This is a genomic window from Nostoc sp. (genome assembly GCF_036917415.1).
In the GTDB taxonomy this organism is placed as follows: domain Bacteria; phylum Cyanobacteriota; class Cyanobacteriia; order Cyanobacteriales; family Nostocaceae; genus Nostoc.
Map to the genome: position 1 here is coordinate 26,190 of NZ_JBALDJ010000128.1, position 15,063 is coordinate 41,252.

General features: G+C 40.1%; 19 protein-coding genes. 15 read left to right on the plus strand and 4 right to left on the minus strand.

Annotated elements, in window-relative coordinates:
• Positions 1–373: 373 nt before the first annotated feature.
• From V7K41_RS31730 to V7K41_RS31745, 4 genes are all read left to right on the plus strand, one after another.
• Complete coding sequence (locus tag V7K41_RS31730) at positions 374–1,222, plus strand: prohibitin family protein (RefSeq protein ID WP_334854474.1); 849 nt, start codon at positions 374–376, stop codon at positions 1,220–1,222.
• 287 nt (positions 1,223–1,509) lie between these two features.
• Entirely contained in the window at positions 1,510–1,926 is a 417-nt protein-coding gene (locus V7K41_RS31735; RefSeq protein WP_334854475.1) for a DUF1824 family protein, read from the plus strand.
• A 72-nt stretch (positions 1,927–1,998) separates the two neighbouring features.
• The gene (locus tag V7K41_RS31740) at positions 1,999–3,927 is read left to right on the plus strand and encodes an ABC-F family ATP-binding cassette domain-containing protein (protein WP_334854476.1); all 1,929 of its coding nucleotides are present in this window, start codon (positions 1,999–2,001) and stop codon (positions 3,925–3,927) included.
• Positions 3,928–3,953: 26 nt separating this feature from the next.
• Complete coding sequence (locus tag V7K41_RS31745; protein ID WP_442943324.1) at positions 3,954–4,043, plus strand: hypothetical protein; 90 nt, start codon at positions 3,954–3,956, stop codon at positions 4,041–4,043.
• 1 nt (position 4,044) lies between these two features.
• Here V7K41_RS31745 and V7K41_RS31750 read toward each other — a convergent pair whose 3' ends face one another.
• Complete coding sequence (locus V7K41_RS31750) at positions 4,045–4,329, minus strand: peptidase (RefSeq protein WP_334854477.1); 285 nt, start codon at positions 4,327–4,329, stop codon at positions 4,045–4,047.
• A 395-nt stretch (positions 4,330–4,724) separates the two neighbouring features.
• On the opposite strand from V7K41_RS31750, the gene V7K41_RS31755 reads away from it, so the two are divergent.
• Positions 4,725–5,183 (plus strand): DUF4363 domain-containing protein, encoded by a 459-nt coding sequence (locus V7K41_RS31755; protein WP_334854478.1) that lies wholly within the window; start codon positions 4,725–4,727, stop codon positions 5,181–5,183.
• Between the two features lie 711 nt (positions 5,184–5,894).
• Here the strand turns inward: V7K41_RS31755 and V7K41_RS31760 are convergent.
• Positions 5,895–6,137 carry a type II toxin-antitoxin system RelE family toxin gene (locus V7K41_RS31760; RefSeq protein ID WP_334854479.1) on the minus strand — a complete coding sequence of 81 codons (243 nt, stop codon included), beginning with the start codon at positions 6,135–6,137 and terminating at the stop codon, positions 5,895–5,897.
• Positions 6,137–6,382, minus strand: a complete 246-nt coding sequence (locus tag V7K41_RS31765) for a hypothetical protein (RefSeq protein WP_334854480.1) — start codon at positions 6,380–6,382, stop codon at positions 6,137–6,139. The genes V7K41_RS31760 and V7K41_RS31765 overlap by 1 nt, the downstream gene beginning before the upstream one ends.
• Before the next feature lie 271 nt (positions 6,383–6,653).
• Here V7K41_RS31765 and V7K41_RS31770 point away from each other — a divergent pair, with 271 nt between their 5' ends.
• The 10 genes from V7K41_RS31770 (at position 6,654) to V7K41_RS31815 (ending at position 14,259) form a co-directional block, all read left to right on the plus strand.
• Positions 6,654–6,902 carry a type II toxin-antitoxin system Phd/YefM family antitoxin gene (locus V7K41_RS31770; RefSeq protein ID WP_334854481.1) on the plus strand — a complete coding sequence of 83 codons (249 nt, stop codon included), beginning with the start codon at positions 6,654–6,656 and terminating at the stop codon, positions 6,900–6,902.
• A 2-nt stretch (positions 6,903–6,904) separates the two neighbouring features.
• On the plus strand, positions 6,905–7,291 hold the full coding sequence (locus tag V7K41_RS31775; protein WP_334854482.1) for a type II toxin-antitoxin system VapC family toxin: 387 nt from the start codon (positions 6,905–6,907) through the stop codon (positions 7,289–7,291).
• Positions 7,272–7,691, plus strand: a complete 420-nt coding sequence (locus V7K41_RS31780) for a hypothetical protein (RefSeq protein WP_334854483.1) — start codon at positions 7,272–7,274, stop codon at positions 7,689–7,691. Before V7K41_RS31775 ends, V7K41_RS31780 begins: the two co-directional genes overlap by 20 nt.
• Before the next feature lie 85 nt (positions 7,692–7,776).
• Positions 7,777–8,172 (plus strand): hypothetical protein, encoded by a 396-nt coding sequence (locus tag V7K41_RS31785; protein WP_334854484.1) that lies wholly within the window; start codon positions 7,777–7,779, stop codon positions 8,170–8,172.
• A 175-nt stretch (positions 8,173–8,347) separates the two neighbouring features.
• Complete coding sequence (locus V7K41_RS31790; protein WP_334854485.1) at positions 8,348–9,406, plus strand: BMP family protein; 1,059 nt, start codon at positions 8,348–8,350, stop codon at positions 9,404–9,406.
• Positions 9,407–9,568: 162 nt separating this feature from the next.
• The gene (locus V7K41_RS31795; protein WP_334854486.1) at positions 9,569–11,047 is read left to right on the plus strand and encodes an ABC transporter ATP-binding protein; all 1,479 of its coding nucleotides are present in this window, start codon (positions 9,569–9,571) and stop codon (positions 11,045–11,047) included.
• A gap of 136 nt (positions 11,048–11,183) precedes the next feature.
• The gene (locus V7K41_RS31800; RefSeq protein ID WP_334854487.1) at positions 11,184–11,453 is read left to right on the plus strand and encodes a hypothetical protein; all 270 of its coding nucleotides are present in this window, start codon (positions 11,184–11,186) and stop codon (positions 11,451–11,453) included.
• Between the two features lie 114 nt (positions 11,454–11,567).
• Complete coding sequence (locus V7K41_RS31805) at positions 11,568–11,789, plus strand: hypothetical protein (protein WP_334854488.1); 222 nt, start codon at positions 11,568–11,570, stop codon at positions 11,787–11,789.
• 380 nt (positions 11,790–12,169) lie between these two features.
• On the plus strand, positions 12,170–13,234 hold the full coding sequence (locus V7K41_RS31810) for an ABC transporter permease (RefSeq protein ID WP_334854519.1): 1,065 nt from the start codon (positions 12,170–12,172) through the stop codon (positions 13,232–13,234).
• A gap of 86 nt (positions 13,235–13,320) precedes the next feature.
• Complete coding sequence (locus tag V7K41_RS31815; RefSeq protein ID WP_334854489.1) at positions 13,321–14,259, plus strand: ABC transporter permease; 939 nt, start codon at positions 13,321–13,323, stop codon at positions 14,257–14,259.
• A gap of 237 nt (positions 14,260–14,496) precedes the next feature.
• On the opposite strand, the gene V7K41_RS31820 is transcribed toward V7K41_RS31815, so the two are convergent.
• Positions 14,497–15,063 (minus strand): AAA family ATPase, encoded by a 567-nt coding sequence (locus V7K41_RS31820; RefSeq protein ID WP_334854490.1) that lies wholly within the window; start codon positions 15,061–15,063, stop codon positions 14,497–14,499.

A 15,063-nucleotide genomic window follows, 5' to 3' on the forward strand; every position in this document is an offset into this window, starting at 1 on the left:
TGACTACTTTTTGACCGAAATGATATCAGTTATTGAAAACCACCTTTAGGTATCGCAGAACCATGACATGACAAAAGTAGTAAACTTACTGTTCCAAGAATTGTGTAAAATAATTCCTCTGACCTGATGCTATTAACCCTTCATCCAAATGAAGGATTTTGAAATCTCTCAAACTTTCAGTTACCCTGAAACTTAAACTAGTAACTGAGTTTATTCAAGAACTGGGAACACAACTTTTGGAAAAACTACGCTAACGACAAGCTCAGTGCATTGTTGGGCACTGGGAGACAAGGGGACAAGGTGAATAACCATACCCAATGCCTAATGACAAATGACCAATGACAAATGACAAACTCATATTGGAGAGAGGAATTTGAAAAATCAGCAATTGGGTAATTGGCAAACCACAGTTTTGGGAATTGTGTTAGCAATACTAGTGATTATCGGGCTAAATTCCTATATCATTATTAACCCAGGACAAGCAGGAGTAATCAGCATCTTGGGTAAAGCGAGAGATGGCGCTTTATTGGAAGGTATTCATTTAAAACCGCCTTTTATCACCGTGATAGATGTGTATGATTTGACGGTGCAAAAATTTGAAGTACCAGCAGAGAGTTCCACTAAAGATTTGCAAAATTTATCTGCGAGATTTGCAATTAACTTTCGCCTCGATCCGATAAAGGTAGTTGAAGTTAGAAGGAAACAAGGAACATTAGCGAATATTGTATCAAAAATCATTGCCCCCCAAACACAAGAAGCATTTAAAATTGCCGCAGCTAGAAGAACAGTAGAAGAAGCGATTACCAAAAGAAGTGAATTGAAAGAAGACTTTGATAATGCCTTAGGCGATCGCTTAGATAAATATGGGATAATTGTGTTAGATACTAGCGTAGTTGATTTAGCATTCTCACCAGAATTTGCCAGAGCAGTTGAAGAAAAACAAATTGCTGAACAACGGGCGCAAAGAGCCGTTTATGTAGCACGTGAAGCTGAACAAGAAGCACAAGCAGATGTGAATCGCGCCAAAGGTAGAGCAGAAGCTCAAAGACTCTTAGCAGAAACACTCAAAGCCCAAGGAGGGCAGTTGGTTCTGCAAAAAGAAGCAATTGAAGCTTGGAAGACTGGCGGCGCTCAGATGCCGAAAGTCCTGGTTATGGGTGGTGACTCCAAAAGCGGCGTTCCTTTCATATTTAACCTTGGGAATGTCCAAAATCAACCGTAAAAGGCAAGCGGGCATAAGATAACAAAGTCTAAAGTTATGGAATTTGCTCTGAACTCAGACAAATTTTACAATACATTGGACGATTCCCAATTCAAAATCTAAAATTTCAAATGTTGTATAAGTTGGGCTAGTACCGCAAGGCGGAAGTCAAAAGTCAAAAGTCAAAAGTCAAAAGAATTGTATTCCAAGCTCTTGTGCCATTTTGAATGGTCTGTTTATTTACGCCGTGCTGTACTAGTTCCAAATCAAACACAACAGAAAAACCAACAAAATAATAGTCGAAGTTTATGTCAACCCCCAATCCTCAGAATCTCACCGTTGAAGAAGCGAAAAAATTACTGAACAAATTCAACTGTCTAGACATTGCCCCTATCCTCAAGCCATCAGAAAAAGCAGTAATTCGTAATGCCTTAATTTTGCTCACCAAGCTTGCTGATTACCAAATTTTAGGAATTTGTGCTGATACAGCAGAAGAAGGAATATTGGCGATGAAAACCTATTCTCTGGCTTTGGGTTATGAACCGCCAAATAATTTACTTACACCCGAAGGCCCAGTTTATATCAAACTAAATGGTAAAAATGGCTTGTGTTATCTTGATTCATATCCTGGACATCATCGTGGTGTATTAGTATCTTGCCAGTCTTATAACGAAGATGGAATCAACGAAATGTATGGACACCTTCCCTTGGACTTATTTGTATAGAATTCGGGGAATGTAGGTAAGGTTTGAACCTTGCCTACTCACTAACAAAAAATAATTAATGACTTCAATCTTATGAGTATTATTACACTACAATCAGTAAAAAAGGACTTTGGCATCAAGGAAATTTTAAAAGATGCTAGCTTTAGCCTTGATGCTACCGATAAAGTTGGATTAATTGGTACTAATGGTTCTGGTAAATCAACCGTATTAAAAATGATTGCCGGGTTAGAATCCATTGATAGCGGTCAAATTTTAATCAACTCTGGTTCTAAAATTATCTACTTACCCCAACAGCCAGATTTAGATGAGAATCACACAGTTTTAGAGCAAGTTTTCGCCGACAGTGGCGAACATACGGCTTTAGTACGCGAGTATGAAGAACTTTCTGATAAATTGGTTCACTATCCAGATGATAGTCAATTAATGTCTCGCCTTTCTGTGGTGATGCAACGGATGGATACGACTGGTGCTTGGGAACTAGAAACTAATGCCAAAATCATCCTCACAAAATTAGGAATTTCTGACTTTGATGCCAAGATAAGTACTTTATCTGGAGGCTATCGCAAGCGCATTGCTTTAGCATCAGCTTTGCTATCAGAACCAGATGTTTTGCTCATGGATGAACCGACAAACCATCTTGATGCTCTTTCTGTAGAATGGTTACAAAGTTATTTAAATCGCTATCGCGGCGCACTTTTTCTGATCACTCACGATCGCTACTTTTTAGATCGCGTTACCAATCGGATTATTGAAATCGACCGAGGCGACATTTACACCTATACAGGTAACTATTCATATTACCTCGAAAAGAAGGCTTTAGCTGAAGAATCTGCTGTAAGTAGTCAACGTAAACACCAAGGCTTGTTGCGACGCGAGTTAGAATGGCTCAAAAAAGGCCCAAAAGCCAGAAGTACCAAGCAAAAAGCTAGAATTGACCGCGCTCATGCTCTGCGGGATACTGAATTTAAACAAGTTCAGGGAAAAGTTGATATTTCAACAGTTGGTCGTCGCATTGGCAAAAAAGTTATTGAATTAGATAACATTTCTAAGGCATACAATGGACGCACTCTGATTAATAATTTCACCTACGAATTTAGTCCAGAAGACCGCATCGGCATTATTGGCGCTAACGGTGCTGGTAAATCGACTTTAATGGATATTATTACTGGACAGGTTAAGCCAGATTCGGGCATTGCGGAAATTGGTACTACAGTTCACATCGGTTATTTTGACCAGCATTCTGAAGAATTGCTGACAGCCTTAAACGAAAATCAGCGCGTGATTGACTACATCAAAGAAGAAGGAGAATTTGTCAAAATTACCGATGGTACTCAAATTACTGCTTCGCAAATGTTGGAGCGGTTTTTGTTTCCTGGTAATCAGCAGTATGCCCCAATTCATAAACTTTCTGGTGGGGAAAAACGCCGTTTATTTCTGTTACGGGTTTTGATGAGTGCGCCTAATGTTTTAATTTTAGATGAACCGACAAACGATTTAGATGTTCAGACATTGGCAGTACTAGAGGATTATTTAGAAGATTTTGTCGGGTGTGTAATTGTAGTTTCTCACGATCGCTACTTTCTCGATCGCACCATCGACACAGTATTTTCCTTTGAGGAAGGCGGTAATCTCCGGCAATATCCAGGTAATTACTCAGTTTATCTGGACTATAAGAAGGCTGAAGAAGCACAGCAACAAGCTGCTACTACTAAAGAGAAGCCCAAAAATGCCGAAGTCCAAAATGGTGCGGCTTCACCCAAGGATGGAGAAAATACCAAGCGACGTAGGTTATCCAATTGGGAAAAAAAAGAATTTGAGCAGTTGGAAGGTAAGATTGCCGAGTTAGAGGCTGAGAAGGCAGAAACCGAGAAAACACTGGCGAATGTCTCATCGGGGAATTATAGCCAAGTGCAGAAATTGTATGAACAGGTGGAAAATCTTAAGCAAGCGATCGATGTGGCGACTGAACGCTGGTTAGAATTAGCTGAAAAGGAGGCTTAAGTTTAGGATTAGCTATTGTATCAGCGATCGCTAGAACTCATCGAGGAGATATTACTATCACCAGTGAAGTTGGTGTTGGTAGCTGCTTTCAGGTACGTTTGCCATTAGCTTTTTAGTTTAATTATTAGGGTTTTGCCGAGTCCTTTTACCAAATAAACCAGACATATTTAATCCTGTCAACAACAATCCCAGAAGTCCTAATCCGTTTAAAACTGGGTAGATTCCTTCCAGATGAAAGATTTCGCCTGTATGGATACTTAGGAGGAAGCTAGCTGGAACTCCTATACTCAAAGACCACTCGCGGACAAAGGTTGTTAATATCCCAGTCAGCACGGTTAACATAAGTGGCACAGATAGGATGATGCCAAGGATACGATGATACTTACGAAATGAACGTTTCATGGTAGTTCTCCGGTCGGTAGAAACTTTTTACACTGTAGGCTCAATATCACCTGAAATGCAAATTAGATGAGAAAAATCGAACTCAGTAATTGGTGTAAAGAGTCTTGATAGACTCTGTTTTTAACGTAAAGCACAGCCAGTAAAAAACTCGGAAAGAGAAAATATTAGTTCTTTCCGAGTTTTTTACCTTGATAGCTTTAATATTTGAATGATAAAAATATTACCTAATATTTTTGTTCATAGTCAGCGCCAAATATGAACCTAGTACAGGTAGGTGGAAATAAACCTACCATTCAAAACAGCTAAAAAGTCCAAAATTAATTAAAGCTTTTTGACTTTTGATTTCCGCCTTGCGGTACTATTCTACACAAACGAGTTTTGATGAGGAGTTTAAAATGAATCGTTTTAATCCAGTACTGATAGTTGCTGCAATTAGCCTAATGACTTTGGTTGGATGCAATAAGGGTGAAGAACCTACTGCACAGACATCACCTGCTGGGAGTTCTATCTCCAATACCACAGCTACACCCGCTGCGACAACCAGCCCTAATGCAGCAGCCACTCCCACTACAACAACCGGATTTCAAAGTCTACAAGGTGTTGTTACCAATACTAAGACCGCAGTTCAGGGGGGAAATTTTACCAAAGCTAAAGGGGAATTTGATAAATTTGAGGATTCATGGTCAAAGGTTGAGGATGGAGTCAAAGCTAAATCTCCCAGTGGCTACAAAACAATTGAAGATAAAGCCGATGAGATCGAGGCAGGACTTAAAGCTTCTACACCAAATAAACAAAAAATTCTCACAGCTTTAGAGGTTCTCAACAAGAATGTCACTAGTGTAGCCAAGCCTTAAGAGCTAAATACATAGATTGAGTATTTATTGGCTAGTTTGCTAGAACATCGATTCAGTAATCAAAAACCTAACCCCCCAGCCCTTCCCTACTAGCGTTGGACAGGGTGGTTTCATACGAAAAAAGAAAAATACATAAGTCTTGATTTCTCGTGAAAGTGGCATGGCTTTTTCCCTCACTTCCATTCCTCTCCCCCACGGGGGGAGAGGCTTTGAAACCCAGTTTTAATTTTTCTTTGCTTGTATGAAACCACCCTGCTTCCCTTGTAGGGAAGAGGGAGCTAAACTCCCCTCTCCTCATAGGAGAGGGGTAGGGGGAGAGGTTCTTCTGTTGGTTAAATTTCTCTTTGCTCCCCCTGCTCAAGAAAGCTCATCTCACGATGATCTCACTTTTTCGCGTTGCTTTTATCTGCTAATTACAAACAAGAATTTTGTTCAATTCACAAGGCGATCGCAGTTACGTTGAGCATATCTTTACTAACTTTCAATAGATCGAAAACTTTTGAAAGTTAACGAAAGAATAAGGGTTTCAGGCGATGCTTTGGAACCTGATGAGAGCATTAGCTGCGATCGCAGAAAGTCCATCCATAACGCTCGTTACTTAAAAAGCTGATTTTAACGCGATTCCAGCGAATGGTATAGACTCGCTCAAATGAAAGTTTGGTAAGGCTTCTGGAAAACTTTTCGGTCTACTAATTTTTTCTATAAACATCTTTACCGATGCTTGCACTGCAAAATTTGTATGAGTTGACTTTCATCATCAATCTCGTAACGAACTCTATAATCACCAATACGGATACGATACTCGTTATCAAAACCTTTTAACTTGACAATTCCATCGGGACGCGGTTGGGAAGCAAGATTTTGGATTTTTTCAATAACACGCTCAACAACATCATTTGGTAAGTTGTCAATCTGCTTTTGTACCGACTTTGAAATAACGATCGCATAACTCATTATCTCTGCTCTAAGCGGTTAGCAAGATATTCATCTATAGTCACTGACTCACCATTGCTATACTCAGCGCGAACTGCTTGAATTTCCGCCAGTGTTTCTGCATCGTCTTCGTACAACACTTCTTCGGCTTCAAAAATTTGTTGCTCAATTAGCTCTTGAAGTTGACGTTTTTCTGTTAAATCAAGAGAAGATATTGCTTCTGCTAAAGTTTCTAAGGAGAGTTGTAGTTTAACAATGGCTGGCATTTTTCTCCTTTTGGATGTGTTTTATTCGCATTTTGACATCATTATGCTGATTTTAACAATTATATTTTCGTCAAGCCCAAAGTCTTTGGGTTGTATTTCAGAGCAAACCTATATCAATTTCACGCTTGTGGGGTGCGGCGCAGTAATTGGATTTGCCTAACTGATAATTAGTGCGATCGCTCTTCTATAAACTGCGTAGTTTACCGCCGTAGGCATCGCCCACCCATGCAGTGTTATCCTAAAAAATATTAGGAATTAATTACCAAGGCAGATGACTATCACTGTCAACGTTACTGAAGCAACCGCCAAATTTAGTGAACTTCTCAATCAGGTATTGCTTGGTGAAGAAGTCGTAATTGCTGAACAGGGGATTCCAGTTGCACGTCTAGTCGCCCTCACAAATACCAGTTCTCCTCGCATTCCAGGCTTAGATAAAGGTAAAGTGTTTATTGCACCAGATTTCAATGAGCCTTTACCAGAAGAAATCTTGAGTGATTTTGAAAGTTCTAACTTTGTTTAGTAATGAGAGCTTTACTGGATACCCATGCATTCATTTGGTGGGTAACAAATGACCCTCAATTATCTGCCAACGCTCGTAATGCGATCGCTGATTCAGGTAACATCCTATTTTTGAGCGTGGTAAGTGCCTGGGAGATTGTCATCAAAAATAAATTAGGGAAACTGACTTTACCTGAATCTGTAGAACAGTATATTCCAAGTCGTCTGGCGATTAATCGCTTTGAAAGTTTACCTATTCAAATGAGCCATGTTTTGCAAGTTGCTAGTTTACCAAGTATCCACCGAGATCCATTTGATCGGATTTTGATTGCCCAAAGCCAAGTAGAGAATTTGCCAATTGTGACAATTGATCGGCAAATTACACAGTATCTTGTTCAAACTATATGGTGATGGCGATCGCCTTTCTATAAACTGCGTAGTTTACCGCCGTAGGCATCGCCAACAAAAGCTTTGCCTACGCACCAATATCCATCAACAAGCCGCTTTGCATCTACGCACTCCCCAACTTACGGGAGCAGCTACAGAACTTATGGGAGCAGCTACAGAACTTACGGGAGCAGCTACAGAACTTATGGGAGCAGCTACAGAACTTATGGGAACAGCTACAGGACTTACGGGAGCAGCTACAAAACTCACAGGAGCAGCTACAGAACTTACGGGAGCAGCTACAGAACTTATGGGAGCAGCTACAGAACTTATGGGAGCAGGTTCAGAACTTATGGGAGCTTATAAATACCAACATCTAGTAATTAAGTTACGAAAAATTACTGTTATTAATCAAAAATTTTAGTAAAAAAAATTGCGAGTTTTACTGAACCGGAATGCAGCTTAATTGAGACAAGCTAGCTCTAACAGCATCTTAAAGGAGTAATTTTATGTCTCGTAAAAAACGCACATCCCGGATTTTAGAAAAAGCTCAGTTAAGATCGGCTGGACTGAAGTCGATTGTTCCAAACATCAAATTTGATGAAGATTATAGTCTAGAAAAATTAGTTGAGTCAATCGACCAGTTACGCAACAAAATTGATGTTTATAATACTACTCTGTCTGTAGTTGACTCTTCTAAAAGTGAAATTGAAGAGATGGAAAAAAACTTGAGTCAGCTTTCTGAAAAAATGCTGATGGTGGTTGGTATCAAGTACGGCAAAGATAGCCGGGAATATGAGATGGCGGGTGGTGTTCGCTATAGCGATCGCATCCGCAAAATCAGATCGAGTCGCTTGAAAAATGTCGCAGAACAAGCATCTGATGAAAATGCTAAAACTGCATAAAATGCAGGATAAGGTAAGAGACGCAATGAATCGTCATCTCTACAAAAGACTGATTATTGTAGAGACGGCGATTTATCGCGTTTTTGAGAAATCCGGGAGAAACTGTTTCCAAAGTACCACCTACGACTTTAGAGTGTTGAAATAACTCAAATACTTATCTATCTGAAGGCGAGGTATGACAACAAACTTTAGTCGGCGTAAATTTATCTTGCTTGGTTCAGCAGGGTTTGGTACTAGTTTACTGCTGCAAGCTTGCAGTAATAAGCCGACGACACCAACAGCGACAACAACGGGTGGTGCTGAAGGGTTTAAAATAGCGATCGCTCTCCCTGGAATGATTACTGATAAAGGCTGGAATCAATCTGGTTATGAAGGCATCAATCTAGCAAAACAAAAGCTAAGTGCCCAAACCGCCTATGTAGAAAAAGTAGCACAAGCAGATCAAACAGAAGTATTAACAGATTTTGCTCGTAAAGGCTACAATCTTATCTTCGCGCATGGCGGACAATTTGATGCCGCAATTGAACAAGTCGCCTCACAGTTCCCCAACACATTTTTTGTGGGAGTAAATGGTAATCTCAAGGCTGAGAATATTGCTTCTTTACGAATAGATCACCTACAAGCTAGTTATTTGTGTGGCATTATCGGTGCTTCTGTCACTAAATCTAATAAATTAGCTTATATTGCTGGAGAGAAGTTTCCCGCAACCGAAGGAGAATTGCGGGGATTTGAATTAGGAGCAAAGTCTGTTAAACCAAATATCCAAATTACTTCTACTTTTACAGGTGATTGGAATGATGTTGCCAAAGCCAAGGAAGCGACTCTGGCAATAATTTCTTCTGGTGCTGATGTCATCTATCAATGGTTAGATAATGCCTCAGCCGCAGTCTTACAAACAGCAGGTGAAAAAGGAGTATATGCTTTTGGTAACACCAAGGATCAATTAGATGTTGCACCAAAAGCTGTTTTAACTAGCGCTGTCAAACGCTTAGATTTAGCCATAGCTTATATAGCAGAATTAGCCAAACAAAAAAAAATCAAAGGACAAATATATACAATTGGGCTAGAAAGAACAGATATCTTATTTTTAGGAAAATTTGGGGCAATCATACCGGAAGCAGTAAAGCAAAAAGTATTGAATGCAAACCAAGAAATTGTTAATAAAAAAATCGTTTTTGAAGACTGCAAAGAGGCTGGTAAGGATACGCGCTGCGTGAAGAAAGCAACAACATAAGTTTAATATACAGATACAGTATTTTGCATCTAAATGAAGTACATTACCCCCCTTGTAAAGGGGAGAAATTCTTTAATCTAATTCCCTCCCCTTAGAAAGGGGAGGGTTAGGGTGGGGTAAAACTGACGCGAATCTTCACTACGAGCTATCAGTTTTGTGAACATGAACTATTTACGCTTAAACAATATTACCAAACGCTTTGGGTCTTTTATTGCTAACGACAATATCAATCTCTCTGTTGCATCTGGAACTATTCATGGAATACTAGGTGAAAATGGTGCAGGGAAGAGTACTTTAATGAATATTATTAGTGGACTCTATCAACCTGATAGGGGTGAGATTTATCTCCAAGAGCAACCAATAAAAATTACCTCACCAAATGAAGCAATTAAATTAGGTATTGGTATGATTCACCAACACTTTATGCTTGTACCTCAATTAACTGTCACAGAAAATATCATCTTAGGGATGGAAAAAACATGGCGGCTCAATTTACAATATAAACAGCAAGAAATCGCCGCATTATCCCAAGCTTATAAGTTAGAAATTGACCCTACTGCCAAAGTTGAAAATTTATCTGTTGGAGCACAACAACGGGTAGAAATTCTCAAAGTTCTCTACCGTCGAGCAAGGTTGTTGATTCTTGATGAACCTACAGCAGTTTTGACACCGCCAGAAGTCGAATCATTAATTGTTATCTTGCACCAATTGGCAGCCGCAGGTAACACAATTATTTTTATCAGTCATAAATTAGAAGAGGTAATAAATCTCTGTGATTCAGTAACAGTTTTGCGCCAGGGAAAGGTAGTAGGAACAACATCAACTGAAGCGGCGACACCTCAGCAGTTAGCAACATTGATGGTAGGACGGGAAGTAGCTTTACAGTTAAATAAAAATTCTACATTACCAGGAGAAATTATCCTGTCGGTGCAAAATTTGCAAGTTGCTGATGAAAGAAATATTCCTGCTGTAAATAATGTCTCTTTTGAACTGCGGGCGGGAGAAATTTTAGGAATTGCTGGTGTCGATGGCAATGGACAGCGAGAATTAGCTGATGCCATCGCTCTTTTACGGACTATTAAGCAGGGTAAAATTGAGTTTACGCCCAAGCATTCCTCAGTGGGCTACATCCCAGAAGATAGGCAGACAATGGGATTAGTGTTGCAATTTAGCATTGCCCAAAACTTGATTTTAAAAGCTTTTAAATATCTGCCATTTTGTCGCCGTTTTTTGTTACAACAAGAAGCGATCACAAATCGTGCCCAAGCTGCAATGCAAGAGTTTGACATTCGGGCGAATGGGATTGATATCAAGGTAAGTCAGCTTTCGGGAGGAAATCAACAAAAAGTGGTGTTAGCGCGAGAACTGGCGCAAACACCAGCTTTAATTATCGCCATGCAACCTACAAGGGGGTTAGATGTTGGGGCGACAGTAGCCGTCCAGTCTCGAATATTAACAGAACGCGATCGCGGTGCCGCAATTTTGTATATTTCTACAGAGTTAGAAGAAGTGATGACAATGAGCGATCGCATTGCCGTAATCTACAGAGGTGAGTTTGGGGCTATTTTGGATGCACAGACAGCGACAGTGGAAGAGATTGGTTTGTTGATGGCTGGTGGGGATAAAGTGACGGGGAGATAAAATGACACAAAGAGGATAAATTTAATTATACTAGGACTTACGCAAAAACCCTCTCAAACTCTCATTTCTCCGTGACCTCTGCGTCCTCTGTGGTTCGTTTTCCATTACCTGTGCGTAAGTCCTATACAAAATTTGTATGCCGAGTCTTGACATCATTGGTGGTGCAAATGGTTCAGGAAAAACGACTGTTTCAATATTGTCGAGGTATAAAATGACTGAAGAAGAGATGAAAAAGCTACATAGCAAAATTGATGTTGGAGTCAAAGCAGCAATTGCAGCAGCCATTGAAAGACATCGCCGGCTTGGTCAATCGATTAGTATTATGCAAAATGGTAAGATTGTGACTATAACTGCTGATAAGATTGCAGTGATTCAAAATCAATACCACAGTGAAAGCAAAGTCTAATTGAAGTATCCCATTGCCGTAATCTCTAAGCGATTAAGCCCATTGTTATAGAGAAATGGTATAGAATGACAAAATCTATAATTTTAGAATTTTTCAAAGATATTAACACTGTCGATGAGCAAACCTGTATCTTTTCAGACAGCCATTGAATATGTAGAGTCTCTTTCAACCGAAGAGCAAGATTTACTACTCGAACTAATTTCTAAAAGACGGATTGATCAACGGCGTAAAGCAATTGCAACAAACGCTGCACAAACCCTGAAAGCAATTAGAACAGGTACAGCCAAGCATGGTACTCTTGAGGATCTGCGGGCTGATTTGCTAAGTGAAGGATGAGAGTTCTTGTTTGGGATAGTAGCTTTAAGCGTGCTTTTAAACGAGTTATTCGTAAAAATCCTCGCTTAGAAGAAGCAATTTTTGAAGTTGTGGAATTACTTGTAACTGAATCCATTTGCACCTACCTTAAAATCACATAAGTTAAAAGGTGATTTAGAGGGTTTGTGGGCTTGTTGGGTCGAGTATAATTGCCGTATTATTTACACGTTTCAGTCCAATCCTGATGAGGATGAAGATACGATCGTGCTAATCTATATTGGTACTCATGATGAGGTTTATTGAGAAATGCAGAGAAGGCGATCGCTTTAGGAAAGTTTCAAAATGCGATTTTCTATGTTCCCAGTTATGCCCCAGTACAAGCGTTCTATTGGGTTAGGCTCGTGCTGGCACTAATTAATCGGATTCATCCTAGATTGCTACCCATATTATCACCGCTAATTGCGATCGCCTCCGCTCTCATCGTCGGTGCTATCCTGATACTAATTGCTGGGGCAAATCCCATAACTGCATACAGCATTTTATTTCAAGAATCTCTCTCTACCTACTTTGGATTTGGTAACACCCTCACCAAAATGACACCCTTACTGTTCGCTAGTTTAGGCGTGTTAGTAGCATTGCGGGCTGGGCAATTTAATATCGGTGGAGAAGGACAAATTTATCTGGGTGCGTTGGGAAGTACTTTAATTGGGTTATACGTGCAAGGATTACCTGCGGTGATTCATATCCCCTTAGCACTTTTGGCAGGATTTTTCTTTGGTGCAGTTTGGGGTTGGATTCCTGGTTATCTCAAAGCGATGCGCGGAGTGAATGAGGTAATTACTACATTGTTGCTCAACTATATCGCTGTAAATTTAGTTAGCTACCTCGTACAAAATCCATTAATGGCAACAGGTGCGCCTAGTCCTTATTCGCCATTAATTGCTAAAACATCCCGTTTGCCAATTATATTACCCCAAAGCCTCGCCCATGCTGGTATTTTATTTGGTTTAATTGCCGCAGGTATTTTATGGGTATTGTTAGTGCGATCGCCTCTAGGTTATCAAATTACGGCAGTGGGATTTAACCCGATTGCCGCCCGTTATGCCCACATATCGGTTGAACGTACCATTATGCTGGTAATGGCTGCTGCGGGTGGTTTAGCTGGGTTAGCTGGGAGTTGTGAGGTGATGGGGTTGAAATATCGGTTATTTGAACAAGTTTCACCAGGTTATGGATTTGATGCCATTGCGATCGCTTTTTTAAGTCGTGGTAGTGTTGTCGGTGTAGTATTGACTTCTTTGTTTTTTGCGGCGCTTCGCAGTGGTGCGAATGTCATGCAGCGTAGTGCAGGTGTGCCGGTAACTGTAGTTTACGCGATTCAAGGGTTTATGGTGTTGTTTATTGCTATCAGTTTTGCAGTCGAAAGAGAGATAAGAGTAAAAACGCAAAGGAACGCGAAGGTTTAACGCAGAGGAACACAAAGAAAACTTTGCGAAACTTTGCGAAACTTTGCGCTTCCCTCATGCGTTCCTCTGCGTTTAAAAATAACTCTATGAATAATCTCAACTTCTTCTCTGATTACTTAGTAGCTACTTTGCGTCTAGCCGTCCCCTTGGCATTTGCAGCCCTTGGAGGATTATACTCGGAACGATCGGGGGTGTTAAATATCGCCTTAGAAGGAATGTTGCTTACTGGTGCTTTTACTAGTGCTGCGGCTACTTTCTACACTGGTAGTCCCTGGCTTGGTATCCTTGTATCTTTAATTGCTGGGGGATTAGTTGGACTACTCCATGCTATTTTATGTATAACTTTGCGTGTGGATCAATTAGTATCTGGGCTAGCAATTAATCTTGTCGCAGCTGGATTAACATCGTTTTTGGCCCGGTTAGTGTTTAGGGGCAGTAGTACACAGCAGTTACCTGGAATCGGGGCAATTATGATTCCTGGTTTAGCCAATATTCCCCTGATTGGACCGCTACTATTTCAGTCAGATATTTTAGTATATTTATTATTTATCTTAGTGATTTTAACTACATATATTTTATTTAAAACTAGCTTTGGACTGACATTGCGGGCAGTGGGAGAATCTCCGAAAGCTGCTGACACGGCTGGAATTTCCGTACCATTTGTCCGTTATATCGCTGTGGTGATTAGTGGCACTCTTGCGAGTTTAGGAGGCGCTTATTTAACATTGGTACAGGTAAGATTTTTTGCCGAAGGGATGAGTGCTGGTAAAGGATTTATTGCGATCGCAGCATTAATTTTTGGCAGATGGCATCCTGTAGGTACTGCTTTGGCTTGTTTGCTGTTTGGGGCTACAGAAGCTTTACAACTGCGAATTCAGGCATTAGGGGCAAATATCCCTTACCAATTTTTAGTAATGTTACCTTATGCGATCGCTTTATTAGCATTAGTGGGTAAATTAGGGAAATCTACACCCCCGAAAGCTTTAGGTACTCCCTACTTTGGAGAAAATCGCCACTCAGACTAATTTAACGTGAGTGGTTTAACTTTTGCCTTCTTAGATTACTGATTAGATACCGAAAAATTCCCGATATAACCTGAAAATTTTATGAGACAAAATTGCGAGTTCTGCTGAACCGAAACGCCGTTTAATTGAGGCAGTTCAGTCATGGAATCAAATCAATCTCACAAAGAGACAGAATAGTATTCAACAATTCCTTTAATTCAGGACACAGATTGACTGCATCCATTAAATTATTGTTTTTTAAAATCTTGGCTGCATCGCGAGTTTTACTATAACTGCGTTTTTTACCTTTCGCAGATTCTCTGGCTCTTGGTACATTTTGGGAACTTGAGCAAGAGAAGTTTCTAAGGGATTATGATCCCAATTTGGGCGTAATAACTTTTGATCTTCTGTATTAAAATATTTAACATCTAAACCACGAGAGTCAATGTGTTTAAAGGGTTCCGATGCATGACGATCATTTTGTTGAGTAAGTGTTTCTAGAGCAATTTCATATGCTAACCCTTTAGGAGCGACTTCTAGCGAGTAGTCGAGCGGTGCATAACCAGGCACACTCATGGACAAAGAAATTGTTATACTTTTAGCCTGATCGCGCGTCATAATATCACCCAGTCCACCCAATTCGGAAATTTTGGTTCCTAGTTGAGCATTTGCTGATGCTGCTAAAAGTGAAAAAATTTCTAACAGAGAGGTTTTACCTACACCATTAGCACCAATCATCACCGTCAGGGGTCGCTCATGCATATCGACTTGTACATTATACAAGCGACGATATCCTTCAATTGTTATACTTTCAAACAAGTTCAT